Source organism: Microvirga sp. HBU67558 (assembly GCF_018069605.1).
Lineage (GTDB): Bacteria > Pseudomonadota > Alphaproteobacteria > Rhizobiales > Beijerinckiaceae > Microvirga > Microvirga terrae.
In genome coordinates, this window is the sequence record NZ_JAGPUP010000557.1 from 25,120 (window position 1) to 51,629 (window position 26,510).

At 64.2% G+C, this 26,510-nt stretch carries 17 protein-coding genes; 11 read left to right on the forward strand and 6 right to left on the reverse strand.

Going from position 1 to position 26,510, the window contains the following annotated elements:
- The first annotated feature begins 119 nt into the window (after positions 1 to 119).
- On the forward strand, positions 120 to 887 hold the full coding sequence (locus KBI52_RS27210; protein WP_371823220.1) for an endonuclease/exonuclease/phosphatase family protein: 768 nt from the start codon (positions 120 to 122) through the stop codon (positions 885 to 887).
- Between the two features lie 105 nt (positions 888 to 992).
- A complete protein-coding gene (locus KBI52_RS27215; RefSeq protein ID WP_210812339.1) occupies positions 993 to 1,937 on the forward strand; it encodes a YbhN family protein in 945 nt (314 codons plus the stop codon).
- Positions 1,938 to 1,940: 3 nt separating this feature from the next.
- On the opposite strand, the gene KBI52_RS27220 is transcribed toward KBI52_RS27215, so the two are convergent.
- On the reverse strand, positions 1,941 to 3,428 hold the full coding sequence (locus KBI52_RS27220) for a phospholipase D-like domain-containing protein (RefSeq protein ID WP_262265550.1): 1,488 nt from the start codon (positions 3,426 to 3,428) through the stop codon (positions 1,941 to 1,943).
- A gap of 159 nt (positions 3,429 to 3,587) precedes the next feature.
- On the opposite strand from KBI52_RS27220, the gene KBI52_RS27225 reads away from it, so the two are divergent.
- From KBI52_RS27225 to glgA (KBI52_RS27240), 4 genes are all read left to right on the forward strand, one after another.
- A complete protein-coding gene (locus tag KBI52_RS27225) occupies positions 3,588 to 4,193 on the forward strand; it encodes a DedA family protein (RefSeq protein WP_173949591.1) in 606 nt (201 codons plus the stop codon).
- A 209-nt stretch (positions 4,194 to 4,402) separates the two neighbouring features.
- Positions 4,403 to 4,741, forward strand: coding sequence for a DUF2934 domain-containing protein (locus tag KBI52_RS27230; RefSeq protein WP_173949590.1), 339 nt, complete (start codon positions 4,403 to 4,405; stop codon positions 4,739 to 4,741).
- 152 nt (positions 4,742 to 4,893) lie between these two features.
- Positions 4,894 to 6,177: a glucose-1-phosphate adenylyltransferase gene (glgC, locus tag KBI52_RS27235; protein WP_173949589.1), complete on the forward strand. Its 1,284-nt coding sequence runs from the start codon at positions 4,894 to 4,896 to the stop codon at positions 6,175 to 6,177.
- Entirely contained in the window at positions 6,174 to 7,655 is a 1,482-nt protein-coding gene (gene glgA / locus KBI52_RS27240; protein ID WP_210812340.1) for a glycogen synthase GlgA, read from the forward strand. Before glgC ends, glgA (KBI52_RS27240) begins: the two co-directional genes overlap by 4 nt.
- A 33-nt stretch (positions 7,656 to 7,688) precedes the next feature.
- Here glgA (KBI52_RS27240) and KBI52_RS27245 read toward each other — a convergent pair whose 3' ends face one another.
- From KBI52_RS27245 to treZ, 5 genes are all read right to left on the reverse strand, one after another.
- Positions 7,689 to 8,081 (reverse strand): GFA family protein, encoded by a 393-nt coding sequence (locus KBI52_RS27245; protein WP_210812341.1) that lies wholly within the window; start codon positions 8,079 to 8,081, stop codon positions 7,689 to 7,691.
- A 166-nt stretch (positions 8,082 to 8,247) separates the two neighbouring features.
- A complete protein-coding gene (gene glgX / locus KBI52_RS27250) occupies positions 8,248 to 10,455 on the reverse strand; it encodes a glycogen debranching protein GlgX (RefSeq protein WP_173949586.1) in 2,208 nt (735 codons plus the stop codon).
- Positions 10,456 to 10,535: 80 nt separating this feature from the next.
- Positions 10,536 to 12,782 (reverse strand): 1,4-alpha-glucan branching protein GlgB, encoded by a 2,247-nt coding sequence (gene glgB / locus KBI52_RS27255; protein ID WP_173949585.1) that lies wholly within the window; start codon positions 12,780 to 12,782, stop codon positions 10,536 to 10,538.
- Between the two features lie 168 nt (positions 12,783 to 12,950).
- Positions 12,951 to 17,795 carry a malto-oligosyltrehalose synthase gene (locus tag KBI52_RS27260; RefSeq protein ID WP_210812342.1) on the reverse strand — a complete coding sequence of 1,615 codons (4,845 nt, stop codon included), beginning with the start codon at positions 17,793 to 17,795 and terminating at the stop codon, positions 12,951 to 12,953.
- Positions 17,792 to 19,612, reverse strand: coding sequence for a malto-oligosyltrehalose trehalohydrolase (gene treZ / locus KBI52_RS27265; protein ID WP_210812343.1), 1,821 nt, complete (start codon positions 19,610 to 19,612; stop codon positions 17,792 to 17,794). Before treZ ends, KBI52_RS27260 begins: the two co-directional genes overlap by 4 nt.
- A 255-nt stretch (positions 19,613 to 19,867) precedes the next feature.
- On the opposite strand from treZ, the gene glgA (KBI52_RS27270) reads away from it, so the two are divergent.
- The 5 genes from glgA (KBI52_RS27270) to urtD all read left to right on the forward strand — a co-directional run bounded on the left by glgA (KBI52_RS27270) (position 19,868) and on the right by urtD (position 26,509).
- Complete coding sequence (gene glgA, locus KBI52_RS27270) at positions 19,868 to 21,394, forward strand: glycogen synthase GlgA (protein WP_210812344.1); 1,527 nt, start codon at positions 19,868 to 19,870, stop codon at positions 21,392 to 21,394.
- Positions 21,395 to 21,705: 311 nt separating this feature from the next.
- Positions 21,706 to 22,962, forward strand: a complete 1,257-nt coding sequence (gene urtA, locus KBI52_RS27275) for an urea ABC transporter substrate-binding protein (RefSeq protein WP_210812379.1) — start codon at positions 21,706 to 21,708, stop codon at positions 22,960 to 22,962.
- Between the two features lie 68 nt (positions 22,963 to 23,030).
- A complete protein-coding gene (gene urtB / locus KBI52_RS27280) occupies positions 23,031 to 24,620 on the forward strand; it encodes an urea ABC transporter permease subunit UrtB (protein WP_210812345.1) in 1,590 nt (529 codons plus the stop codon).
- On the forward strand, positions 24,617 to 25,753 hold the full coding sequence (gene urtC / locus KBI52_RS27285; RefSeq protein WP_210812346.1) for an urea ABC transporter permease subunit UrtC: 1,137 nt from the start codon (positions 24,617 to 24,619) through the stop codon (positions 25,751 to 25,753). Before urtB ends, urtC begins: the two co-directional genes overlap by 4 nt.
- Before the next feature lie 3 nt (positions 25,754 to 25,756).
- On the forward strand, positions 25,757 to 26,509 hold the full coding sequence (urtD, locus tag KBI52_RS27290; RefSeq protein ID WP_173949579.1) for an urea ABC transporter ATP-binding protein UrtD: 753 nt from the start codon (positions 25,757 to 25,759) through the stop codon (positions 26,507 to 26,509).
- The last annotated feature ends 1 nt before the right edge of the window (position 26,510 follow it).

The following is a 26,510-nucleotide window of genomic DNA, read 5'->3' on the forward strand; positions in this document are numbered from 1 at the left end:
GTAAATTGTCAGGCTTGGCCGGGATCCAAGCCGCCAGGGTGTGTGTTTGGCTTCAAACCGTTTTGATCGACCTCCCGAAGCGGCCGCTTTCACGGGGTGGCATGACGAGAGGGGGCCAAGTGCCGCGTATCATGACCTACAACGTGCACCGCTGCCTCGGGACGGACGGTCGTCTCTCGCCGGCACGGATTGCCGGTGTGATCGCGGCCTACGAGCCCGACGTGGTCGCGCTTCAGGAGCTGGATGTGGGGCGTGTCCGGACCGGCGGGATCGATCAGGCTCATGCGATCGCCCAGGCCCTTGGAATGCAGGTGCATTTCCACGCCAGCCTGAAGGTCCTCGAGGAGGAATACGGCAATGCGATCCTGACCCACAGACCCTCGCATCTGGTGAAGGCGGAGGCGCTGCCTGGCTGGGCGCGCAAGCCGGGGCTCGAGCCGCGGGGAGCCCTTTGGGCGGAGGTCCAGATCGGCGGCACCGGGGTCCAGGTGATCAACACCCATCTCGGCCTGCGCCGGCACGAGCGCCTTGCCCAGATCGAAGCCCTCCTGAGTCCCCGTTGGCTCGGGCATCAAGCCTGTCGGGAGCCGGTGATCCTGTTGGGCGACCTCAACGCGACGCCTCGCTCGCGGGCCTACCGGCGGCTCGCCTCGCAGCTCTGGGATGCCCAGGCCCGGCTTCCGAAGCCTAGGGCGACTTTCCCGTCCCGCCTGCCGTTCCTGCGCATCGACCATGTTTTCGTCAGCCGGTCAATCCGCGTCATGCGGGTCGAAACGGTGCGGACCCCGCTTGCCCGCATTGCTTCGGATCACCTGCCCCTCCTGGTCGAGTTCCAGGTGGCACATGGACAGGTCAACAAATCCAGCCTTGCCCATGCACAGGAATAGTCGGGGCAGGGCGGCTGCGGCGGATCGCCCGGCTCGCCACCGCGTTGGGTTCGATGGAGCTCGGCGGTTCTCCGTGGGCCGGATGGATGGAAGCAAGGAGCCTGGATGCGGTACTGGAAATACGTGATTGCTGCGGCGGCCATCAGCCTGGCAGCCTTTCTGCTCTACCGCACGCTCAGCCGCTACAGCCTGGACCAGCTGATCGCCGCTGTGGCAGCCGTTCCCGGTCCCAGGCTCCTGGGTGCTTTCGGCTTCGCTGCCGCGAGCTACCTGTCCCTGACATTCTTCGACTATCTGGCCCTGTATTACGTGAAGCGGCCGCTGCCTTATCCAAAGGCCGCCTTGGCCTCGTTCACGGCCCTGTCCCTCGGCCATAACATCGGCCTGGCCGCGTTGAGCAGCGGGGCAGTCCGCTATCGGTTCTATACCCGCTGGGGCTTGAAGACTGCCGATGTCGCCAAGGTGATCGTGTTCTGCGGCGTCACGGTCGGGCTCGGTCTCCTGGTCCTTGGGGGCGGCGCGCTCCTGTTGCGCTCCGGGCTGGCGATGGAGATCACCGGCCTCTCGCGGCCTGTCGTCCTGGCGCTGGGCGCCGGCTGCCTTGCGCTGCCGGCCCTCTACCTGGGTCTGTCCGCCGTCGTCCGCACGCCCTTGAGGATCAGGCGGTGGACCCTCGAGATGCCGCCGCTCAAGCTTGCCATAGGGCAGGTCCTGGTCGGCTCCATCAACTTCGCCTTCGTGGCGGCCTGCCTCCACCAGGCGCTCGCGGCCGTTGCCGACGTGGCTTACCTCGGCGTGGCGTCCGTCTATGTGATCGCCAACGCCACGGCCCTCGTCAGCCATGTTCCCGGCGGCCTTGGAGTGATCGAAAGCGTGGTCATGTATCTGCTACCGCAGAACGATCTGATCGGGCCGCTCCTGGTGTTCCGGTTCGTCTACTTTCTTGTGCCGTTGGTTCTGGGGATCATCCTGTTTGCCGTGACGGAGCTGGTCTACCGCCGTCGCGCTGCAGCCTACTCGCCCGGTGCAGACATCGAAGCGAAGGCCTGACGGCTACTCCTTGCGGCGGCGGAACAGGGAGAGGGGCTCGAGAGGATCGAGGAGCCCCGTCCCGGCAGCCGGCACGTCGGGCCCGTCGTCCGACATCGCTCCGAACGCCCGAAGACCACGGGTGCCGGTGTTAAGCTGCTCGATGGCCGCGAGGACGGACCCGTTCGCGCGGTCCACGGCTTTCATGAACATCTCCGGGCTGGTGTCCAGGTGCTCCGCCAGCAGACGGTCCCGCAATTGGACGATCGTCCGGCGCATCTCCTCGGTTGTGGCTTCGATCGCCACGTCGCATTCGCTGTCGAGGCCGATCGAACGGTTGTTGAGGTTCGAAGACCCGATGCGCAGAAACAGGTCGTCGACGATGATGAGTTTGGAATGGATCAGGACCTGGCATTCTCCACCCTGGTCGTTGGGAATGACAGGGAAATAGACACGCAGGCGGTCATGATGGTCGCACTTGCGCAGGCGGCGGATCAACCGGTCCCGGTTGGTGCCCATGACCAGTTCCTCGGCCCACCCATGAGATTCGTGGGTCTGGATGACGACGATCTCGGGGCCGTCAGGATCGGCGAGGTGCCGCTCCAGAACGTCGCCTATGGCAGGCGCCGTCATGTACTGAGCTTCGATGTAGATCGTCTTGCGTGCCGCCGCGAGGGCATCCAGGGTCAGGGCGGCGGCCTCGTTGGCCGCGGGCTGCTCTCCCCAGGCCGGATAGGTCCGGGCGACGGCAATCGGCACGTGGCGGAAATCGGGATCGAGGCCGGGCGGCCAGGGATCGGAGCCCGCGGCCGTGGGCGCCAGTTCTTCGCCGGTGGCGAATTTCCAGCGTCCGTAACCAACCTCGGCGATAGCCCGAGCCGCATCGCCGTCGAGGGCCATTTGGAGGTCATGGACGGGCTCGTAGATGGTCCCGTCATCCTTCAGCCGGATCGGATCGTTGCAGGCATGGCGATGGGTGTCCCACCGCTCGACGGTCAGATCCATGCCGCCGACGAAGGCCAGAGCGTCATCGATGCAGACAATCTTCTGGTGATGGGCCGCATAGAGCGGATGGTGCGTATCGAGCTTGAGATGCAGGCGCGGATGGTTCTGCCAGTCGGCGCCGAAGATCAGCGGCCCGGGAGCGCCAGGCGCATGCACAACGGCAACGCTCCACACGAGGATCCTGACCTCGAGGTCGGGCTTCTCCTCGACAAGCGAGCGTAGCAGGGGGCCGAGCGGAGGCGATTCCTCGATACTCGCGTCCGGACGCAGCCGGATGCTGCCGTCGAAATCCCAGCCGATGATGAGGATCGAACGCCGGGCCCGGCGCAAGGCGGCTTCAAGATGCGCGAAATAGGGCGCTCCGTCGATCAGCACGCTGGCCCGGTCGGCCTGAGCCACGCGCCAGCAATTGTCGCCCGGGCGCAGGATCGGTCCCACCGCCCCGCGTGCAGCCCCATGGCCTAGGTCGAGCGCCTGCGCTCCCGTTGATTCGTCCAAAAGTTGCACGTCAGCCACGTTCTCGAACGGAATATTCTGCCAACTCAGGACTGAAGCCAAGGTTCCGGGCGGAGCCGGGCCAGGATTCGAGCACTGCCGCTGTGGATCGGGCGTGCACATGGGCCCATATAGGGCCCGCAACTCTGCCTTAAGGGATGGTGAACCCCCGTGTTCGATTGGATTGTCAGCCTCGTCGATAAGGCCGGTTATATCGGCATCGCGGTTCTCATGCTGTTGGAGAACGTGTTTCCGCCGATCCCATCGGAGGTGATCATGCCCCTTGCGGGCTTTTCCGCAGCCAAGGGAACGCTCAGCTTCACCGGGGTCGTCGCCTCGGGGACGGCCGGGTCTCTTGCGGGCGCCTATTTCTGGTTTCTGATCGGGCGATGGATCGGTCCGAAGCGACTGAAGCGGTTCGCGGCGCGGCACGGACGCTGGCTTACGATGCATCCCGACGAGGTGGAACAGGCCCGGGCCTTTTTCGCCCGTCATCAGGCCGTGGCGCTCTTCCTCGGCCGCCTGATTCCCACCATCCGGTCGCTCATCTCCGTTCCGGCCGGCGTGAACTGCGTTCCGGTCTCGGCCTTCCTTTTGTGGAGCTCCATGGGCACGGCGCTCTGGACTTTCCTGCTGGCCGGTGCGGGCTATCTTCTGGAGAGCCAGTACGAGCGAGTCTCGGAATGGCTCAATCCGGTCTCGAATGTCGTCGTCGCCGGATTGGCGATCTGGTACGGATACAGGGTCTTGCGCTTCAAGGCCCAGGAGGCTTCCTGATCGAGCCGCTGAAAACTTCCTCGACGATGGTTCGAGTGTAGGCAGACATTTGCCGCAGATTCGGTATGCAGCCGTTGCTATTCGCGGGAACCGCCTAATAATTTACACAGTTCATATCCGATGGACGCGTAACCTTGTGACTGACCGGCGGGTCCGGTCGGTTCGGCGCGTCCTTGGGGCGAGGCACGGTATCAGGTTAAAGGGCAATCATGGACAAGCGAACCGAAGAAAGAATCCGTGAGCGGGCATATGAGCTCTGGATGCGGCATGGGAGCATTCATGGCCGCGCGGACGAATATTGGTATCAGGCGGAACGGGAGGTTCTTGGCGAGGGCGAAGAGGGGGACGCCCTGCAGGCGCCGATCATCGATCCGGCACCCCTGGGCATGACGAGCATGACGGCGGACGAGGAGCTTTCGAGCCCAGTCGCCCCGAAAACCCGCAAGAGACGCAGCCCGGCCGCCGTTCCGGTCACGGAAGAGGCGGCAGAGGCCAATGAGATGCCCGTGGCAGCGCCGAAGCGTCGGCGCACGACCCGGGTATCCTGAAGCAATTCGTGATACGAGCCTCCGACCCGTGCGGACGGAGGCTCAAGGGGCAAGAGCAAAACTGAATCCGGAATACATCAGCGAGAACTTGCGGCCGGGTTCAGCGTCTACAGAGCGGGGCAGGTGGCTGCCTTTGATGTGAGGACCCGGTCTTGCCGAATTCCAGCGTATCCCACGCACCTCTCTCCCGCCATGCAATGGCGTATGTTCTCGCCGGCGGGCGCGGCAGTCGGTTGATGGAACTGACCGACATCCGCGCGAAGCCCGCTGTCTATTTCGGCGGCAACACACGGATCATCGACTTCGCCCTATCGAATGCTTTGAACTCCGGCATCAGGCGTATCGGGGTGGCGACGCAATACAAGGCACACAGCCTCATCCGCCATCTCCAACGGGGCTGGAACTATTTTCGTGCGGAGCGGAACGAGAGCTTCGACATCCTGCCCGCCAGCCAGCGTGTATCCGAGACAATGTGGTACGAGGGCACGGCCGATGCGGTGTATCAGAACATCGACATCATCTCGAGCATCGACCCCGAATACATCATCATTCTGGCAGGCGACCACGTCTACAAGATGGATTACGAGATCATGCTTCGGCAGCATGTGGATTCGGGAGCCGATGTGACCGTCGGATGTCTCGAGGTGCCACGCATGGAAGCAGTCGGCTTCGGCGTGATGGCCATCGACGAGACCGACCGCATCATCTCGTTCCTCGAGAAGCCCGCCGATCCTCCGGGCATGCCGGACAAGCCCGACATGGCGCTGGCCAGCATGGGCATCTACGTTTTCAACACCCGGTTCCTCTTCGAGCAGTTGCGGCGCGATGCGGCAGTGCCAGGCTCGAACCGCGATTTCGGCAAGGACATCATCCCCTATCTGGTCGAGCACGGAAAAGCCGTGGCGCACCGCTTCACGACCTCGTGCGTTCGCTCGGGTGCGGAGGCCGGCGGCAGCAACGCTGAGGCCTATTGGCGCGACGTGGGTACGGTCGACGCTTATTGGGAGGCCAATATCGACCTGACTGCCATCGTTCCATCGCTCGATCTCTATGATCGGGATTGGCCGATCTCGACCTTCTCCGAGACATGGCCGCCGGCCAAATTCGTTCATGACGAGGAAGGCCGGCGCGGGCACGCGATCAACTCCCTGGTGTCGAGCGGCTGCATCGTGTCCGGAGCGTCCCTGCGCCGGTCGCTCGTCTTCACGGCCGTGCATTTGCATTCCCACGCCGATGTCGAGGGCGCCGTTCTGCTGCCCTATGTCGAAATCGGCCGCGGAGCGCGGTTGAGGAACGTGGTCGTCGACCGCGGCGTGCGCATCCCCGATGGACTGGTGGTCGGTGAAGATCCCGAACAGGATACGCAGCGGTTCCGCCGCACCGAAAAGGGCGTCTGCCTCATCACCAAGCCGATGATCGAGAGACTGGCCGGATGAAGCCTCTGAGCGTTCTGTCGGTCACGTCGGAGGTCTTTCCCATCATCAAGACAGGCGGCCTGGCTGATGTGGCCGGAGCCCTTCCGTCCGCTCTCGCACAAGAGGGCGTGACGGTCGTCACGCTCGTACCGGGCTATCCTGCGGTTCTGACGGCTCTCGAACGTCAAGAAGTCCTGCACCAATATGCCAGCTTCTTCGGCGGAACGGCCCGTCTCCTCTCCGGACGGGCGGGAGGCCTCGATCTCTTCGTCATCGATGCTCCTCATCTTTTCGAACGTCCGGGCTCTCCCTATCTCGCGCCGAACGGCCGCGACTGGCCGGACAATGCTCGGCGCTTCGCAGCACTCGGGCGGGCTGCGGCCGATATCGGCCAGGGGCTGACCCCGGGCTTCGTTCCCGAAGTGATTCACGCCCACGACTGGCAGGCGGGTCTCGTGCCGGTCTATCTGAGCCTCGGTGACAGCCCGCGCCCGGGCACGATCATCACCATTCACAACATCGCTTTCCAGGGCATTTTTCCGGCCGATCTCCTCTTCGAGCTCGGCCTGCCCGCCAGCGTGTTCACGGTGGACGGGGTCGAGTACTACGGACAGATCGGGTTCCTGAAGGCGGGCCTGCAGCTTGCGGACCGCATCACGACCGTGTCGCCGACCTATGCCAAGGAGATCCAGACGCCCGAAGGCGGAATGGCGCTGGACGGATTACTGCGCGCCCGCTCGAATGTCGTTTCGGGCATTCTCAACGGCATCGACGACAAAGTATGGGATCCATCAGCAGACGCGCACCTAGCGCAATCCTACGACCGTGACAGCCTCGAAGCGCGAGCGGCCAACAAGAGAGCGTTGCAGGAGCGCCTGGGGCTGACACCCGACCCGGATGCCCTCTTGTTCGGCGTGGTCAGCCGGCTGTCGGAGCAGAAGGGGCTCGATCTCGTGCTCGCCGGTCTTTCGCGTCTGCTCGCGGACGGCGCGCAATTGGCTCTGCTGGGCGCGGGAGACAAAGCTCTCGAAGACAGCTTTGATACGGCGCGTATCGTCTATCCCGGCCAAGTGGGTTGCTTCCTCGGCTATGACGAGGCGCTGGCTCACCAGATCCAGGGAGGGAGCGACGCACTTCTCGTCCCATCGCGGTTCGAGCCCTGCGGCCTGACGCAGCTCTGCGCCATGCGCTACGGCAGCATCCCGATCGTCTCGCGGGTGGGAGGGCTGGCCGATACCATCATCGACGCGAACGAGATGGCCATCGCCACCGGGGCGGCAACGGGATTCCAGTTCGGGCCCGTCACACTCGGCGCGGCGCTCGATGCCTTCGACCGTGCAAAGCACCTGTGGCGCGACAAGGATGCTTGGCAGCGTCTGCAGGTGAACGGCATGGAGGCCGATGTGAGCTGGCATCGTCCGGCGAGGCAATACGCCGATCTCTATCGCTCTTGCGCCAGAGCGCCAGGAGGCGAGAAGGCCGCCACTCCGTACAGGTGAGTGGGGCCACGACGGAGCCGACGTGAGTGCGACCTATTCCTCAAATCGGCTCGTGCCGTCGCGGTTGCGGTCGTATCGTTTCCTGAGCGGGAACAGCGGCAGCCAGGACTCGCGGCGGATGGTCCAGAGTTCGTAGGTTGGCATCAGTTGGTCGGGAGCATCCAGGGATCCCAGGTTCACTTCGATCTCGTCTGCGCTGCGCGCGAACACGGACGAGCCGCAACGGGGACAGAAATGCCGGCCGGCATAGTCCCCCGTCTCGCCGCAGATCGTCACCACTTCCTGAGGGAATATCGCCGAAGCGTGGAAGAGGGCCCCATGATGCTTGCGGCAGTCGAGACAATGGCAGAGGCCGACACGATAGGGTCGCCCTGAGGCCACGATGCGGACGTTGCCGCACAGGCAACCGCCGGTGAAACGGTCCATGCTGCGTCTCCTCCAGATCCAAGGAAGCGGCTTACGATGGACAGCGCTGCCCATCCTGGTCAAGTCACCTAAGCGATCCGGCACAGCGCGTGGGCGCGAAAGGTCCGCCCGCGCTCTCCCGCGTCAGTGAACTCGGAGGCGGCCCGCTGCGCCCTCGATGCTCCGTTCAGGCGCTTTTCTTCTTCTCCGCCCTGCGCTGCCTTTCCGGCTTGAGTTGGAAGAGAAGCAGGGAATGAGCCGTCACGGTATATTCCTTCCCGAACCTGAACTCGGTCGGCACCTCCAGGTCGGGCTGATTGGTATCGATGTGGCACATCCAGGCTTCCCCGCCGACCACCTCGGGCAGGGTGCACTTCACCACGTCATGGTGCGCGTTGAGGATCAGCAGCAGGGTCACGTCCGTGCCGCGCCGACGGATGCCGGTCGGCTGGGCGCGGCCATCGAGCAGGATGCTGATGCAGCGGGCGTTCGGATCCTGCCAATGGTCAGGCGTCATCTCGTCTCCGGCAGGCGTGAGCCAGGTCACGTCCTTGACGTCGAGCTCCTCGTTGTAGACGCCGGACAGGAACCGTCCCCTACGCAGGATCGGCAGATCCTGGCGAAGCTGGATGAGTTTGCGGGTGAACTCGAGAAGCTCGATGCCGTCATCGTCGATTCCCTCCCAGTCGATCCAGGAAATCTCGTTGTCTTGGGCATAGGCGTTGTTGTTGCCATGCTGAGTCCGGGCGAACTCGTCGCCGGCGAGCAGCAGGGGCGTTCCCTGCGAGAAGAGCAGGGTGGCGAGCATGTTGCGCATCTGGCGTAGCCGAAGCGTGCGGATCTTCGGGTCGTCCGTGGGACCCTCCGCGCCGTAGTTGAAGGACAGGTTGTGATCGTGACCGTCCTTGTTGTCCTCGCCGTTCGCCTCGTTGTGCTTGTCGTTATAGGAGACGAGATCGTTCAGCGTGAAACCGTCATGGGCGGTGATGAAATTGACGGAGGCCCACGGCCGGCGCCCGCGCTTGTTGAAGATGTCGGCCGATGCGGTGAGGCGGGAGGCCAGTTCCGGCAGCTTGCCTTCCTCCCCCTTCCAGTAGGCCCGCACCGTATCGCGATAGCGATCGTTCCATTCGGCCCATCCGGGCGAGAAGCGGCCGACCTGATAGCCGCCCGGCCCACAATCCCAGGGTTCCGCGATCAGTTTGACCTGGCTGAGCGCCGGATCCTGGCGGCAGGCGTCCAGGAAGCGTCCATCCTCGTCGAATCCGTGCGGCTCGCGGCCGAGAATGGTCGCAAGATCGAAGCGGAAGCCATCGATCTGCACCTCCTGGGCCCAGTAGCGAAGGCTGTCCGTAACCATCTGGAGCACGCGCGAATGGCTGAGATTGACAGTGTTCCCGGTGCCGGTGTCATTGATGTAATAGCGCTTGTCCGGGGCCAGCCGGTAATAGGATGCGTTGTCGATCCCCTTGAAGGACAGGGTCGGCCCCAGCTCGTTGCCCTCGGCCGTATGGTTGTAGACCACATCCAGGATGACCTCGATGCCGGCATCGTGGAGATGGCTCACCATCTCCTTCACCTCGTTCACGAAAGGAGTGGCGAGGTAGCGTGGCTGCGGGGCGAAGAAGCCGATGGAATTGTAGCCCCAGTAGTTCCGCAATCCCTTCTCGATGAGATAGCTGTCATCAACGAAAGCGTGGATGGGAAGGAGCTCGACGGCCGTGACCCCGAGATTCCTGATGTATTCGATCACCTCGTGCTGCATGAGGCCCGAGAAGGTGCCGCGCAGCTCTCGAGGCACGGCCGGGTGCTGCATGGTGAAGCCGCGCAGATGAGTCTCGTAGATGATCGTGCGTTCCCACGGAGTCTGAGGCCGGCGCATGCGTCCCCATGTGAAGGCCGATTCCACGACGCGACATTTCGGCATGAAGCGCGCGCTGTCCCGTTTGTCGAACGACAGATCGGCATCCGGCGAGCCGATGGTGTAGCCGAACAGGGCCGGGTTCCAGACCAGATCGCCGACGAGCTGCCGGGCGTAGGGATCGAGCAGGAGTTTGTTCGGGTTGAAGCGGTGACCCTCCTTCGGATCGTAGGGGCCGTAAACCCGATAGCCATAGGTCGTCCCCGGTCGCGCATCCGGCAGGTATCCATGCCAGACCTCGTCCGTATATTCCGGCAGCTCGATCCGCTCGAGCTCGTTGCGCCCCTCCAGGTCGAACAGGCAGAGTTCGACCTTCGTGGCATTGGCGGAGAAGATGGCGAAGTTGACGCCCAATCCGTCCCAAGTCGCCCCGAGCGGGTAGGGTAGTCCCTCCCGCACGCGGGAAGTACGCCTCACGTTCGGAGCGACGATCTGAGCAGCCGGGAGCTCACGGGTATCGACTTTGTCGTTCATCTGGAATCTCGGGAACCAAGCGGAGCAAAACGTTCACTTCGTCAACGCACGAAGCTTGGGGAAGTCCCACGCAAGCGGGACTATATGTTCGCGCCCGATCCATCCTGGTCGAGGACGAGAATGACCGTCGCGAGGGGCGGAATCGTGAGGGTCAGAGAGCAGGGCTGGCCATGGCTCGGCGTGCCCGCGGCCACGACCCCGCCGAGATTGCCCACGTTGCCGCCGCCATACTGGGCGGCATCCGTGTTGACCGCTTCCCGATAGGAGCCCGGCAGCGGAACACCGATGCGATAACCTTCCCGGGGAACGGGCGTGAAGTTGGACACGACGATGGCAAGCGACCTCTCGTCGTCGCCCCGGCGCGCCCACGCGATGACGCTGTTGTCGCGGTCATCGGCCACGAGCCACTCGAATCCCTTCGCGTCGCAATCGCGTTCATGCAAGGCGGGAATGGCACGATAGGCGCGGTTCAGGTCCCCAATGAGCGTCTGCATGCCCTTGTGGTAGGAGTCACCCAGGAGATGCCAGTCGAGGCTCTCGTCGTGGTTCCACTCCCGCTCCTGGGCGAACTCGCCTCCCATGAACAGAAGCTTCTTGCCGGGATGCCCCCACATGAAGCCGAAATAGGCTCGAAGATTGGCAAATTTCTGCCAGCGATCGCCCGGCATCTTGCTGATGAGCGAGCCCTTGCCATGGACGACTTCATCGTGGCTCAGCGGCAGGATGAAGTTCTCCGAGAAGGCGTAGAGCAGGCCGAAGGTGAGGTCATGATGATGGTATTGCCGGAAGACAGGATCCTTGCTGATGTAGCGAAGGGTGTCGTGCATCCAGCCCATGTTCCATTTGAATCCAAAGCCGAGGCCTCCCGTGTAGGTCGGCTGCGAGACGCCCGGCCAGGCAGTGGACTCCTCCGCGATGGTGATCGCGCCCGGCGAGGTGGCGTAGGCAACCTCGTTCATCTTGCGGATGAAGTCGATGGCGCCGAGATTCTCGTTGCCGCCATAGCGGTTCGGGATCCACTCCCCGGGCTTGCGCGAATAATCGAGGTAGAGCATCGACGCGACCGCATCGACCCGCAACCCGTCGAGATGGTAGCGCTCCAGCCAGAAGCGGGCGTTGGCCACGAGGAAGCTCATCACCTCGCGGCGTTCGAAATTGTAGATGTAGGTGCCCCAATCCTGGTGAAATCCCAGTCGGGGATCGGCATGCTCGTAGAGATGCGTCCCGTCGAAATAGGACAATCCATGCGGATCGTTCGGGAAATGCGCCGGCACCCAGTCGAGGATGACCCCAATTCCGGCTGCGTGCGCCGCCTCGACGAACGCCGCGAAGTCCTCCGGCGTGCCGAAGCGGCTCGTGGGAGCATACAGTGAAATGGTCTGATAGCCCCATGAGCCGTCGAACGGATACTCGGTGATCGGCAGAAGCTCGATATGCGTGAAGCCGAGGTTCTTCACGTATGGGATCAGCCGCACGGCCAATTCGCGATAGGTGAGATAGCGATTGCCTTCCTCGGGAACGCGGGCCCAGGAGCCGAGATGACACTCGTAGATCGACATCGCGGCCTTGCGATGATTCTGCGCGGACCGCGAGGTCATCCACGCGCTGTCCTGCCAGTCGAATGCTGGTGTTCGTCTGAGAATGGAGGCCGTAGCAGGCGGGTGCTCCGCGGCAAACGCGATGGGATCGGCCTTGAGGGCGAGAAGGTTGCCGTGCAGTCCGATGATCTCGAACTTGTAGCGCTGATCCGGCCGCACGTCCGGAATGAACAATTCCCAGATTCCACCCTCATGGCGGCGGCGCATGAGGTGGCAGCGCCCATCCCAAGCGTTGAAATCACCTACGACGCTGACCCGGCGGGCATTGGGCGCCCAGACGGTGAAGAGGAAGCCGTGGATGCCACCGAGGTCGAGAAAATGAGCGCCGAGCTTCGTGTAGACGGCATCGCTTGTCGGATCGCCGATCCGTACGAGGTCGTCATGCGACAGGAAGGTTCCGAAGCTGTAGGGATCGTGTCGGATCTCGGTGTTGCCCTGCCTCTCGATCCGCAGCCGGTAGTCGGGCCGGTCGGTGGCGCTGAAGGAGGCAACGAGGAGACCATCCGGCGGCATCCGCTCCATGGTGCCGAGAACCGTCTGTCCGTCCCGGTCCACAACCGACACGACCTCGACATCCGGCACGATGGCACGGATCTCCCACCGGCCCGGAGAAACCTCGTGCGGACCGAGAACCGAGAATGGATCGCCCGAATTGACGATCTCGGCAACCGATGGCGGCTCGACCGGGCGCGTCGGAGCGCTCTGCGATCCACGGCGGTGCTGATCCATTCGGCTGTTCCCCTTCATATGCTGTCCCGTGGGCGCCGACGAGCGGCATAGGCCCATGCAATCCGTTGAGAGATCTCATTATGGAGCAGGCCCAGGCTCGGACCAGAACCATCTGGGTCCTCTCATGGATGTTGCGGCAAACTTTGTTAATGCGGTGCGCCGTCCGCCTCACTCACGCTTTAGGACGACCAAGGGAAGGGGAGACATGAGCGACGCGATCTGCTGCCGATCACCGTCGATCACAATATCGTCTCCTGTGAGGATGTTGCGCCAGCGTCCGTGGGGCAAGGTAACGGTGGTGCCGCCCCAGGCGGAGGGATCGACGACCTGGCTGTCTCGGGGCATCAGCCGACCCCAAAGGCGAGGCACGACAGCGGCCAGAGCCGTCTCGCCGTGCTGCCTTCCGAAGGCGATCAGGCGAGACGTCTGTTCGCCCTCGACCGACAGTGGCTGGTAGCTGCCCTCGGCATAGAGTGTGGGAGATTCGGCACGATCGTGAAGCAGTCTCATCAGGACATGCTGCTTGATCCGCCCGTCCGGCCAGGTTTTCAGGAGCGTTGCCAAGGGCTCGTTCGAGGCGAGCGCCGCCATGCGGGCTTCGTAGTCCACCGGGCGGCGGTTGTCCGGATCGACGAGGGAGAGGTCCCAGAACTCGGTGCCCTGATAGATGTCGGGTACGCCCGGCAGCGTCATCTTCAGGACGGTCCGCGACAGACCGTTCAGCATGCCGAGTAGGGCAAGGCGTCGGGCGAGAGGCTGAAAGCGACCCAGGATGGGAGTAGCGGGATCGAGGGCGACCTGCAGAAGCTTGCGGGCCGCGTCTTCATAGGCTTCGTTCGGGGCCACCCAACTCGTATGCCGCTTGGCCTCCCGGAGAGCTTTGGTGAGGTATTCATTCACACGCTCGTGAAACGCGGCAAGCTGCTGGCCGTCGAGCCTTTCCACAAGCTCCTGGGGCCAAGCGCCGAGCAGGGCCTGGAGCAGGATCACCTGGTCGTTGGCGTCGGGCGCGGCTACACCATCCATCTGCGACAGATGAGGGGCGGCAACCTCGCGCCAGAGTTCGAGCGCCTGCTCCCATTCCTCTGGCATTTCCGACAGGGCGAGAAGGCGCGCCCGCGCATCCTCGCCCCTTTTGGTGTCATGTGTCGCAGTGGCGATCATCGCATGTGGCCAATTTCGGGCGCGGTCCGCATTCGCCTGATGGAAGGCGTCGGGGGACAGGCCGAAATGGCCTGGGTCCCCGCCGACTTCGTTGAGGGCGATCAAGCGTCCATAGCGGTAGAACAAGGTGTCTTCCAAGCTCTTGGCCATGACGGGACCAGTCAGCTGCTGGAACCGCTGCCGGAACCGGTGGATGTCGGCCGGGTCCGCTGCCGCCTCGCCGAGCAGCGCGGAGGCGACGAAGGCGTGGACGCTTCGATCGGCCAGGGTGCTTGATCGCTGAGCGGCCCGGACGGTCTCGCCGATCAACTCCATATCCGCGACCTCAGGCTCCGCGTCGCCGAGATAGCTGCGGTAGACTGGGAAAGCGGCAATGATCTCGATCAGAGCGCGGCGGAGGGAGAAGGCCGTATAGTCCCGCGTGCGCCGGTCGGCATCGGCGATCGCCTTGATGTCTGAGACCAGAGCCTCCAACTCGCTAGCGAAGTTCTTCTCGGTGATCTCGACCTTCGCGACTTTCAGCAGTTCGTCATAGGAGCCCTGAAGTCCCGAGGCTTGACGATAGATGTGCTCGAACCGTTCGCCGGCCTCCGCATTCACCAGGACGCCGTCGATCACGTTGAGCACGTCGTAGCCGGACGTTCCGGCGACCGGCCAGCGACGCAGCTCCTCGCCGGGCTCCAAGATCTTCTCGACCGCCACGTAGAAGCCCGGTCCCACCTTCTGCTGGAGGGCGCGGGTATAGCCCTCCGGATCGGCGAGGCCGTCGATATGGTCGATTCGCAGACCGTGGACGAGGCCCTCATTCACGAGACGGACGATGAGCTCGTGCGTCTTGTCGAAGATCTCCGGGATCTCGACCCGAATGCCCGCCAGGGTGTTAATGTCGAAGAAGCGGCGGTAGTTGATGTCGCTCGATGCCACCCGCCAGTAGGAGAGGCGATAGGCCTGTGCTTCGAGGAGTCGATGCAGGGTGTTGAAGCTCTCAGGCTGTCCAGGGACGCCGTTGACGGCTGCGACGGCGCTCTCGATGGCCTTCTTCAGTCGAGGGGAGGCGCCGACTGCCTGCGCAAGGTCGCGCTTCAGCTGTTCCCCCTCGTCCGGTAGGTCGTCTTGGCCACCGCGTGATGTGGGATTCTCCAGCGCCCTCAGGCGCTCGGTGATGCGACGCAACTCTATGGCTTCTGCTGGATCATCGAGGATGGCAAGCGCACGGTCGAGCACGACCGGGTATGTGGTCGGGCGGATCGGAAACCTGTGCTCCCAGTGCCAGACGCTCAAGGAGCCCTCCGCCGCGTCGAATTTCAGCTGGAGCTCGCCCTCCTCCAGGACTTCGCCGTAGAGCCCGCCCAGGGACGGGACAACGAGCTTGCCGTCGGCGCCGGGCCGCTCCCAGTCGATGTCGAAGGCTTGAGCGACCGGGGAGAGTTGGCCCCATTCCAGCACCGAGAGCCACCAGCCGTTGTCCTTCCCGCCCACGCCCATGTGGTTGGGCACGATGTCGAGGAGGAGCTTGAGACCGTGCTCCTTCAGGGCGTTCGAGAGGCGGCGGAAGCCGGCCTCGCCGCCGAGTTCCGGATTGATCGTCGAATGGTCGACGATGTCATATCCGTGGGTTGATCCTGGGGCCGCCGTCTGGATCGGCGACGAATAGACGTGGCTGATGCCGAGCTTCGCCAGATAGGGCACGATCTTCACCGCATCGTCGAAGGTGAAGTCCTTGTGGAACTGCAGCCGGTAGGTCGCTCTCGGCGGGGGCGAAGCGAGAGCGTTCCGGCGGGCGCGGACGTCCCGTCCTTCCTCGGCCAATGCGACGGCGAGCCTAGGCATCAGGCTGCCGGGCGCACCGATGGCCTCGATCGTGTTCGACAGGCGCCGGCGCCAGTTTGGGTGGCCCATATCCATGCCCGGCATATTGGGCTGATTCAGCTCGCCCGAAGCGTCCTCGATCTGCAGAGCCGTGAGGACGGACGACGTGCGGCCGAGATAGCGGACCGTTTCCTCGAGGGGCGGCATCTCCGGAATCTGCCGGCAGGGGAGAAGGCCTTCCCCTGCAAGAGCCTCGGTCAGGTGGCGCTTGTCGGCTGCCCGTCCGAGGCGCTCGTCGGCCGCCCGCGCGGGCTCGAAGATGCCCAGCGTCTGGCGCAGGTCGATATCGAGGCCCCGCCACCAGCCGGCGAAAGTCGGCAGGTCGTGGGTGGTCAGGACGGCCAGCGCCGAGCGGGGATAGTCACCCGGTGTCTTGAAGGCCGCTCCCTCCCGTTCGAAGGGCAGCACCCGGTAGCTGAGGACGCCCGATTCCATGATGGCGTCGGAGAAGCCTTCCGGGGCCGTACCCAGATCCTCGGCGATCACCAGGCATTGGGCGCGGTGGCTCTCCACGCGCAGAACCGCGAGCATCGCCTCGAACGGGTAATCCACATAGGCGCCCTGGGACGCGGGGGCTCCCGACGGGATGAGGAACAGCCGCTGCAGCTGGAACGCGTGGTCGATCCGGATCGCGCCCGCATGGCGCATATTGGCCGCGACGAGATCGCGGAAGGCGGCCAGCCCCTGCTCCTCCAGGGTAAGCGGGTTGAAGGGCGGCAGACCCCAGTCCTGGCCCTGCGGGCCGAGCGGATCCGGCGGCGCCCCTATGGAGAGTTTCGGGGCGTAACGCTCCGGCGCCGCCCAGATCTCGGATCCGCTACCATCGGCTCCCACGGCGAGATCCCGGTAAAGGCCGATGGGCAGGCCCGCCCCCCGGGCCCGCTCGGCCGCCTGCGCGAGCTGGAGGTCGGCAAGCCATTGCAGCCAGGCATGGAACGCCACCCGATCCGGGTGGTCCAGGCGGAAGCGCCGGACTGCCACGGAATGAACCGAGCGGTACTCCTCCGGCCAGTCGCCGATCCAGAACCGCCCTTGACTCTGGAAATGTTCGGACAGCGCCTCAAAGGTGGCGTGCGCCTCCAGTGCCTCGCCGCCCGTACGCCGGAAGGCCTCAAAGGCGGAATGGTCGCCTGACGTCCGATGATGCGCCCACAGGGCCTCGAGCAGCGGACGCTTGACCGCCCAGACCTCGGCATAATCGATCAGCTGAGCGCGTCTGAGCTGGGCGAGCCGCTCCTGCAGGTCTGGACTTTCGAGGAGCTCCTGGGCGCCGCTCTCGACGAAGCCCTCCACGGCGGTCGGGTCGAGATAGAGAGATTCGAGGAAGAGGCGCGAGGACGGTGAATAGGGCGATATCTTGGAGCGATCCGAGGCGAAGAGCGCGTGAACGGGGCTCAAGCCGAGGAAAGCGCCGCCGAGGCGGCCGACATTCTGGGCCAGAAGCGCCACGTCGGCATAGTCGCCGATGCCGAAGTCCCGCTCGGAGCGCAGAGAATAGATCTGGGCGGCCGCGCCCCAGAGCCGGGTCTCTCCTTGGAGGGCCTCGGGCTCGAAGCATCGGGACGGGGCCGCGATGATCGTCGTCTCCTGGTCGCCGAGCCGGAACCGATGATAGCCCATCGGCAGGGTGGGAAGGTCGAGGGCGTTGTCGTTCCTCGCAAGGCGTCCTTCATGGACCGCTCCATCCTCCTCGATCAGGATCCAGGACATGGGACCGGGCGCGGCGCGGAAGGTGAGGGTCGAGGCCCTGTCCGCATCGACCGTGATGACGGCCGGGACCGGCCCATGCCTCAAACGCTCCAGCCGGGCCAGGCTCTCCTGTGCGCCCGCCTCGGATGCAATGTCGAGGCCAAGAGCCGCCAGCAGCGTCCGCCGGGTCGACGGGCTGGTCTCGACGCTCTGGCCGAACGCGTCGGTGTAGTCTGGGGAGATACCGACAAGGGCGGCCATGCGCTCCACGAGAGCGTCCAGCTTGCTCATGCCGATTGTCCTTTCATGATGATGCCGGACCAGGGGGGAAGTTGCAGGTTCGTGCCGCCCGGGTCGAGACCCGGACTGGACCAGAGCACGCGGGTCCCGTTCTCGATGGCCCCGTTCGCGGGAGCGTCGCCGAAATTCGCGAGAAGGCGAAGAGATCCACCGGCGAAGGTCCAGGTCACGTCGAGGGTCCTGTCCGGCGACAGCGTGTAGTCCGAGCCGCCGTAACCGCCCTTGAGCAGCGGAACGATCTCGGTCCGCCTCAGATCGAGCAGATGACGGGTCTGCGCGAGAACCTCCCGGTGCGGGGACCGGTCTGCCTCCGACCAGTCGATCCGCGACCGCTCGAAGGTTGCCCGGTCCGTCGGATCGGGGATCCTCTGCGACATTTCCGGATCCGTGAAGGCCTTGAAGCGCTTGAACTCGCCCCGCCGCCCGTCCCGGACGGCCCTGGCCAGGTCGGGCTCGCTTTCAAAGTCGACGAAGAACTGGAAAGGCGTCGAGGCACCCCATTCCTCGCCCATGAACAGCAACGGGATCTGCGGCGAGAGCAGGAAAATGCCTTGAGCGAGGGCGAGCCGCTCCGGCGGGATGAGGTGCGCCAGGCGCTCGCCGAAGGCGCGGTTGCCGACCTGGTCGTGGTTCTGCAGGAACGCCACGAAGGCGCTCGGCGGCAGATGGCCCGATTTCTCGCCACGAACAATGCCGTCCTTGTGCGGCGAGGGATCGCCCTGATAGGCGAAGCCTTCCGCTAGCGCACGGCCGAGATGCTGGAGCGGCCTGTTCGCATAATCCTCGTAATAGCCCTCGTTCTCGCCGGTCAGGAGGGCGTGCCAGGAATTGTGGATGTCGTCCGCCCACTGCGCCGTGTGAAGCCTCGGCTTGTGGTTGTCGTCGCGGTTGAGCCAGCGTGCCTGGTTGGCTTCGTTCTCGAGAACGAGATGGACATGGCGGCCGGGGATCGCCTCGCGGATGCGGTTTGCCAGCTCTTCGATGAAGTGGGGATTCCCATCGTCGGTGATGGCGTGGACCGCATCAAAACGCAGGCCGTCGATGTGGAATTCCTCCAGCCAGTAGAGCGCGTTGTGGAAGAAGAAGTCGCGCACCACGGAGCTGCCTTCTCCGTCCACGTTGATGCCGGCGCCCCAGGGAGTCGGATGCCGTTCGGTGAAGAAGGTCTTCGCATAGGCGTGGAGATAGTTTCCCGAGGGGCCGAAGTGGTTGTAGACCACGTCGAGGAATACCATCAGGCCGAGCTCGTGCGCCCGCTCCACGAGACGCTTGAGATCCTCCGGGCTGCCATAGGCCGCATCCGGTGCGTAAGGCAGGACGCCGTCATAGCCCCAATTGCGCCGGCCCGGGAACTCGCCGATCGGCATGAGCTCGACCGCCGTGACGCCGAGGTCGCGCAGAACCTCGAGCTTGGTCATCAGGCCCGTATAGGTGCCCTCGGGCGTGGCCGTGCCCACATGGACTTCATAGAGAACGGTTTCCTCCCAGGGTCGTCCCGTCCATGCCGTGTCCGACCATTCGTAGGATTGAGGATCGACGACGAGGCTGAGCCCATGGACGTCGTCGGGCTGGAAACGGGAAGCGGGGTCCGGAACGGTGAGGTTGCCCTCGATCCTGTAGCCGTAGCGGCTCCCGGGGTGAGCGTTCGCCGACACGACACGGTACCAGCCGTCCTGATCCGCACTCAGCGGCAACTCGGACCCGTCGAGAACAAGACGCACATCGCCGGCCGTTGGCGCCCACAGGGCAAAGCGAACGCCATCGGGGGTTATCTCAGCCCCAAAGGGCATGGAGTGAACACGCCGCATCTGATCTCCGGAAAACATCGAGGAAAGCACTTGCGAACGAGCATGAAAAGGCAATGTTCCAAGGGCCGATAAAAAACGGCCAAGCTCGCCTCCGGGCCACGCAAGCTATGCAGTATGCGAATGGGAAATCCGTCCGATTGAGCTAGTCAGAAATTTCGCGAAATTTTTTCGGAACCTTTTCGCAGGTGCGAGAGTTAGACAGCGCGACTGCCTGTGGCGCGGGGGGTCGCTGGGGATCGCGCCGCCTGAGTGAACATGCCGGAATCATTTCAACTGGAAGCCCGTGGGGCTTACCCGACGGTGGCGCATGCCGAGTTGCAGGGCGGCGTCCAGCCGTCGATTTCGGTCACACGCCGTCAGTCTATTCTCTTTGTGACGTCCGAGCTTGCCGATTACATCAAAGCCGGCGGCCTCGGCGAAGTGTCGGCCGCCTTGCCGCGCGCGCTCCGTCACCATTACGACGTGCGCATCCTGATCCCAGGCTATCGTCAGGTTCTGTCGCAGATCGGCCACGTCGAGGAAATCGCGCGGTTGCCGGCCTCTTTCGGAATTCCCGCCTGCGGCCTGGGGCGCGGCACGACGCAGGACGGCTTGACCGTATACGTTCTGCTCTGCCCGGAGCTCTACGATCGTGACGGATCGCCTTACGTCGACAGCTTCGGCGCGGACTGGAGCGACAACGACATCCGCTTCGCGAGGCTCGGCCTCGCGGCCGCCGACATCGCCTGCGGCAACGGCGACCATCTGTGGCGCGCCGACCTTCTCCACCTCAACGATTGGCCGTCCGGTCTCGCATCGGCATATCTCGCCTGGCGCGGGCAGCACATCCCGACGATCCTGACTATTCACAACCTTGCCTATCAGGGCATCTTCGACCGCAATCGATTGTCGCATCTCGGCATTCCCGATGCCGCGTTCCAGATCAACGGCGTCGAGTTCTACGGCAAGCTCTCCTTCCTGAAGGCGGGCATCTATTATTCATCTCACATCACGACGGTCAGCTCCACCTATGCTCATGAGATCACCCGGCCGGAATTCGGCTGCGGCCTCGACGGGCTTTTGCGGACCTGTGCGGAGCAGGGAAGGCTGGACGGCATCATCAACGGCATCGACGCGAGCTGGGATCCGAGCACAGACCCATATCTCGTCAGCCCCTTCTCGGCCGAGAATTGCCGAGGCAAGCGGGCCAATGCCAATAACGTACGCGAGAATTTTGGCCTCGCCCTGTCGAGCGGGCCGCTCTTTGCAGTCGTCTCCCGTCTGGTCCACCAGAAGGGGGTTGATCTTGCCATCTCGGCGGCCGAGACTATCGTGTCGCAGGGCGGCCAGATCGCCGTCATTGGTCAGGGCGAGCCGCGCTTCGAGGCCGAGCTTCAGGCGCTTGCAAGCCGTCACCCGGGCTCCGTGGGCGTGAAGATCGGCTATGATGAGGGAGACGCGCGGCGCATGTATGCGGGCAGCGACTTCCTGCTCATGCCGTCGCGTTTCGAGCCCTGCGGTCTCAGCCAGATGTATGCGCAGCGCTTCGGTTCTCTGCCGATTGCACACAAGACCGGCGGTCTCGCCGATACCATCGAGGACGGTGTCAACGGCTTCCTCTTCGGCGAGCCCTCGCTGAACCGCTTTAAGGACGCCATCAAGCGCGGGCTCGAAGCGTTCCGCTCGCGCCCGCGCCTGACCGCCATGCGCCGTGCCGCGATGAAGCGGCCGCACGGGTGGGATCGCTCCGCATCGCGGTATCAGGAAGTCTACGAACGGGCACGTCAGGCGGCGCTCGCGTGACCCTTGCTGCACATTGATCGTTGAGAGAATGGGCTGAACGCGCGTCGGCCCATTTTTCGTGCAGCACGACCATCCGACGATCATCGTTGTCATGATGTTGCAGCCTTATTCTTAAGCCTTTGACGCTTTTTCGGGCAAAGCACGCGCGTTCGCGTTTCCAGCCCCGTTCGTCCCGCGGCTCCGGCACTCTGCGCGATTAGAGAAGATCGCTGCTGGCATGGTTCTTGCGTTAGGTCCCGCTGCTGCACCTGAAACAGGGCAGCCAAGGGAGAGGACCTATGTCGATGTTGAATGTGACCCGCAGACACCTCATGGCGCTGGCCTCTGCCGCGCTGGTTTCCGGCGCCGTGATAGGAACAGCGCAGGCGCAGGAGACCATCAAGGTCGGTGTTCTGCATTCTCTGTCCGGCACGATGGCGATCAGCGAGACGACCCTGAAGGACGTCATGCTGATGCTCATCGAGGAGCAGAACAAGAAGGGTGGTCTGCTCGGCAAGAAGCTCGAGGCGGTGGTGGTTGATCCGGCCTCCAACTGGCCGCTCTTCGCCGAAAAGGCGCGCGAATTGATCAGCCAGAACAAGGTCTCGGCCGTGTTCGGTTGCTGGACATCCGTGTCGCGCAAGTCCGTGCTGCCGGTGTTCAAGGAATTGAACAGCATCCTCTTCTACCCGGTGCAGTACGAGGGCGAGGAGAGTGAGCGCAACGTGTTCTACACGGGCGCTGCGCCGAACCAGCAGGCGATCCCCGCCGTCGATTACCTGGCCAAGGAAGAGAAGGTCGAGCGCTGGGTTCTCGCCGGAACCGACTACGTCTATCCGCGCACGACCAACAAGATCCTCGAGGCCTACCTGAAGTCCAAGGGCGTGAAGGCCGAGGACATCATGATCAACTACACGCCGTTCGGCCATTCGGACTGGCAGACCATCGTGGCGGACATCAAGAAGTTCGGCTCGGCCGGCAAGAAGACCGCCGTGGTCTCCACCATCAACGGCGACGCCAACGTGCCATTCTACAAGGAGCTGGCGAACCAGGGCGTGAAGGCGACGGACATTCCGGTCGTGGCCTTCTCGGTCGGCGAGGAGGAACTCGCCGGCATCGACACGAAGCCGCTCGTCGGCCACCTCGCGGCCTGGAACTACTTCCAGTCGGTCGATACGCCGGACAACAAGGCCTTCATCGAGAAGTGGAAGGCCTTCACCAAGAACGATAAGCGCGTCACCAACGATCCCATGGAAGCGCACGTGATCGGCTTTAACATGTGGGTGAAGGCGGTGGAGAAGGCGGGCAGCACCGATCCGGACAAGGTGATCGACGCGATCGTCGGCGTCGAGGTCCCGAACCTCACGGGCGGCACGTCCAAGATGCTCCCGAACCACCACATCACCAAGCCGGTTCTGATCGGCGAGATCAAGGAAGACGGGCAGTTCGAGACCGTCTCTCAGACCGACGCGCTCGTGCCGGGCGACGCCTGGTCCAAGTATCTCGACGGTTCGAAGGACCTGATTGCCGACTGGAAGGATCTCAAGTGCGGCAACTACAACACGGTCACGAAGAAGTGCGGCGCCTGACCGCCTGACGAAAATGGGGGCGGCCGTCGCGGCCGTCCTCACCTTGTCCTCCTTTTGAAGAAGATTGCATGACCCGCTTGCGCTGCCTTCTGCAGGCCTTCGTTCTGCTGATCGGAATGGCGTCCGCCGTCGTGGCGGGACCCTATGAAGACGCGTTGCCCAAGTTCGCGGCGGACAGCTATTCCGATACGGAGGCCGCGATCGGCGCCGTTGCGGGGAGCGGTCACCCGCAGGCGCTGAACCTCGTCGAAGCCTTGCGCGATGGCCGCCTGATGGTTGCCGCCGGGCAGGTGTACATTCGCAACTCGGCCGGCCAATTCGCGGAAGCGGCGACCGGACGGTCGATCGAATCTCCCGCAGGCGCCAAGCCCGTGCGCGTCAACAACCGCGTCCGGCGCGCTGTCGAAGCGGCGTTCGGCAGCATGACTCTGCTCAGCCCCGATGCCGGAATACGCCTCGATGCCGCCCGCGCGGTGTTCCGCTCGCGTGATGGGGCAGCACTGCCGACCCTCGAAACCGCCATCGCGCAGGAGAGCGACGCGGCCGTAAAGGGAGCTCTCGAGAGCGCTCGCGCGGCCGTCCTCCTGGCCAAGCCAGATGCCTCGTCGTCCGAGATGCTCGCAGCCATCGACACCCTGCGCGCCCGCGGCGATCAGGATGCGCTGGCGCTTCTCTCGTCCCTGCCTCAGGGAACACCTGCGGATGTGTCGGACACCGCCACCAAGGCGGCCGAGGGGATCCGCTCGCGGCTGGCGGTCTGGAACGCCGCGCAGAACGTCTGGTACGGCATCTCCCTCGGGTCCGTCCTGCTGCTCGCAGCCATCGGCTTGGCCATCACCTTCGGAACCATGGGCGTCATCAACATGGCCCATGGCGAAATGGTCATGATCGGCGCCTACACGACCTTCCTGGTCCAGGAGACGATCCGCACCCACGCGCCCGGCCTGTTCGGCGTATCGCTCTTCATCGCGCTGCCGCTCGCCTTCCTCGTGGCTGGCCTGATCGGCATCCTCATCGAGCGCACGGTGATCCGCTTCCTCTACGGTCGGGCGCTCGAAACGCTGCTCGCAACATGGGGCATCTCGCTCATCCTGCAGCAGGGCGTGCGCACGATCTTCGGCCCGACGAACCGCGAGGTCGGAACCCCCGCCTGGATGAGCGGCGCACTGGAGATCGGGGGGCTGAGCCTCACCTACAACCGCATCGCCATCGTGGTCTTCTCCTTCGCAGTCTTCGCCACCCTGCTGCTCGTCCTGCGCTACACGTCGCTCGGGCTCTATGTCCGTGCCGTCACGCAGAACCGGCGCATGGCGGGCTCCATGGGGATCCGGACGAACCGCATCGACGCGCTCGCCTTCGGCCTTGGATCTGGCGTCGCCGGCATCGCCGGCGTGGCGCTCTCGCAGATCGACAACGTGAGCCCCAATTTGGGTCAGGGCTACATCATCGACAGCTTCATGGTGGTCGTGTTCGGCGGCGTCGGCAATCTCTGGGGCACGCTGGTCGGCGCCATGACGCTCGGCATCGCCAACAAGCTGCTCGAGCCCTATGCGGGCGCGGTGCTCGGCAAGATCGTGCTGCTCGTCGCGATCATTCTGTTCATCCAGAGGCGTCCGCGCGGGCTCTTCGCGCTGAAAGGCAGGGCGGTCGAAGCATGACAACGCAATCCGTGCTCGATCGTCAGAGCATCATCGTCCTCCTCCTGCTCGCGGCGGCCGCCGTGCTGGTTCCCGTCCTGAACGGCGCGGTGGTGCCGGGATCCCCGCTCCACCTGTCGGATCACCTCGTGCCGCTGCTCGGCAAGTACGTGTGCTTCGCGCTGCTCGCCCTCTCGGTCGATCTGATCTGGGGCTTCTGCGGGATCCTCTCGCTGGGCCACGGCGCGTTCTTCGCCCTCGGCGGCTATGCCATGGGGATGTATCTGATGCGCCAGATCGGCCCGCGGGGCGTCTATGCCGATTCGGTCCTGCCTGATTTCATGGTGTTCCTGAACTGGAAGGAACTCCCCTGGTTCTGGCAGGGCTTCGATTGGTTCCCGTTCGCGGCCCTCATGGTGCTCCTCGTGCCGGGCATCCTCGCCTTCGTGTTCGGCTGGTTCGCCTTCCGCTCGCGGGTGACGGGCGTGTATCTGTCCATCATCACGCAGGCGATGACCTTCGCCCTGATGCTCTCGTTCTTTCGAAACGACATGGGCTTCGGCGGCAACAACGGACTGACCGATTTCAAGGACATCCTCGGCTTCCCGATCCAGGCTGCGTCCACACGCATCGTCCTGTTCGTGCTCTCGGTCGCGGCGCTCGCCGCCGGTTACCTCATCTGCCGGTGGGTGGTGAACTCCAAGTTCGGCAAAGTTCTCGTGGCGGTGCGCGACGCGGAGAGCCGGACCCGCTTCCTCGGCTACCGGGTCGAGCACTACAAGATCGCCGTCTTCACCCTCTCGGCCATGCTGGCGGGCGTCGCGGGCGCGCTCTACGTGCCGCAGGTCGGCATCATCAACCCGAGCGAATTCGCGCCGGCGAACTCCATCGAGGTGGTGATCTGGGTGGCGGTGGGCGGCCGCGGCACGCTCGCCGGCCCGATCCTCGGCGCCCTCCTGGTCAATGCGGGCAAGACTTGGTTCACCGGCATGCTGCCGGAGTTCTGGCTGTTTGCGCTCGGCAGCCTCTTCGTCTTCGTCACGCTCCTGATGCCGCGCGGCATTCTCGGCGCGGCCAAGGATCTTTATGCCCACGCCGAACAGCGGCTGAAGCCGAGGCCCCTGTCCGAGCCGGTCTCGCAGGCGGCGGAGTAACCCATGAGCGCACCCGTCACTCCGACCCTCCTCTACCTCGACAACGTCTCCGTCTCCTTCGACGGTTTCCGCGCCCTGAATGCGCTGTCGCTTGCCGTCGACCATTCGGAGATGCGTGCCATCATCGGGCCGAACGGCGCCGGCAAGACCACGATGATGGACGTGATCACCGGCAAGACCCGCCCCAACGAGGGCACGGCGCTGTTCGACGGCTCCCACGACCTGACGGCACTTGATGAGGCCGCCATCGCGGAACTCGGGATCGGCCGCAAGTTCCAGACCCCGACCGTCTTTGAGATGCACACCGTCGAGGACAACATCCTGCTCGCCCTCAAAGAGAACCGCTCTCCCTTCGCAACCCTCCTGTCGCGGCGCACGGCCCGCGAGCGCGAGCGGATCAACGCGCTGCTGGAACGCGTGCGATTGACGGGCCACCGCCATCGCAAGGCAGGGGAATTATCGCATGGCCAGAAGCAATGGCTCGAGATCGGCATGCTGCTGGCGCAGCAGCCCAAGCTCCTCCTGATCGACGAGCCTGCTGCGGGAATGACGGATCAGGAGACCGCCGACACGGCCGATCTCCTGCGCGACATTGCCACGACGCAGGCGGTTATCGTGGTGGAGCACGACATGACCTTTGTGCGCGACCTCGGCGTGAAGGTCACGTGCCTGCACGAGGGCTCGGTGCTCGCCGAGGGATCGCTCGACGCGGTAAGCGCCAACGAGCGAGTGGTCGAGGTCTATCTGGGGCGATGAC

What these genes read in the sequence shown, in the direction of transcription:
- KBI52_RS27215 (WP_210812339.1), top strand. Translation starts at nt 993, where the DNA reads ATGCGGTACTGGAAATACGTGATTGCTGCGGCGGCCATCAGCCTGGCA.
- KBI52_RS27230 (WP_173949590.1), top strand. Translation starts at nt 4,403, where the DNA reads ATGGACAAGCGAACCGAAGAAAGAATCCGTGAGCGGGCATATGAGCTC.
- glgA (WP_210812340.1), top strand. Translation starts at nt 6,174, where the DNA reads ATGAAGCCTCTGAGCGTTCTGTCGGTCACGTCGGAGGTCTTTCCCATC.
- KBI52_RS27245 (WP_210812341.1), bottom strand. Translation starts at nt 8,081, where the DNA reads ATGGACCGTTTCACCGGCGGTTGCCTGTGCGGCAACGTCCGCATCGTG.
- glgX (WP_173949586.1), bottom strand. Translation starts at nt 10,455, where the DNA reads ATGAACGACAAAGTCGATACCCGTGAGCTCCCGGCTGCTCAGATCGTC.
- glgB (WP_173949585.1), bottom strand. Translation starts at nt 12,782, where the DNA reads ATGGATCAGCACCGCCGTGGATCGCAGAGCGCTCCGACGCGCCCGGTC.
- KBI52_RS27260 (WP_210812342.1), bottom strand. Translation starts at nt 17,795, where the DNA reads ATGAGCAAGCTGGACGCTCTCGTGGAGCGCATGGCCGCCCTTGTCGGT.
- treZ (WP_210812343.1), bottom strand. Translation starts at nt 19,612, where the DNA reads ATGCGGCGTGTTCACTCCATGCCCTTTGGGGCTGAGATAACCCCCGAT.
- glgA (WP_210812344.1), top strand. Translation starts at nt 19,868, where the DNA reads ATGCCGGAATCATTTCAACTGGAAGCCCGTGGGGCTTACCCGACGGTG.
- urtA (WP_210812379.1), top strand. Translation starts at nt 21,706, where the DNA reads ATGGCGCTGGCCTCTGCCGCGCTGGTTTCCGGCGCCGTGATAGGAACA.
- urtB (WP_210812345.1), top strand. Translation starts at nt 23,031, where the DNA reads ATGACCCGCTTGCGCTGCCTTCTGCAGGCCTTCGTTCTGCTGATCGGA.
- urtC (WP_210812346.1), top strand. Translation starts at nt 24,617, where the DNA reads ATGACAACGCAATCCGTGCTCGATCGTCAGAGCATCATCGTCCTCCTC.
- urtD (WP_173949579.1), top strand. Translation starts at nt 25,757, where the DNA reads ATGAGCGCACCCGTCACTCCGACCCTCCTCTACCTCGACAACGTCTCC.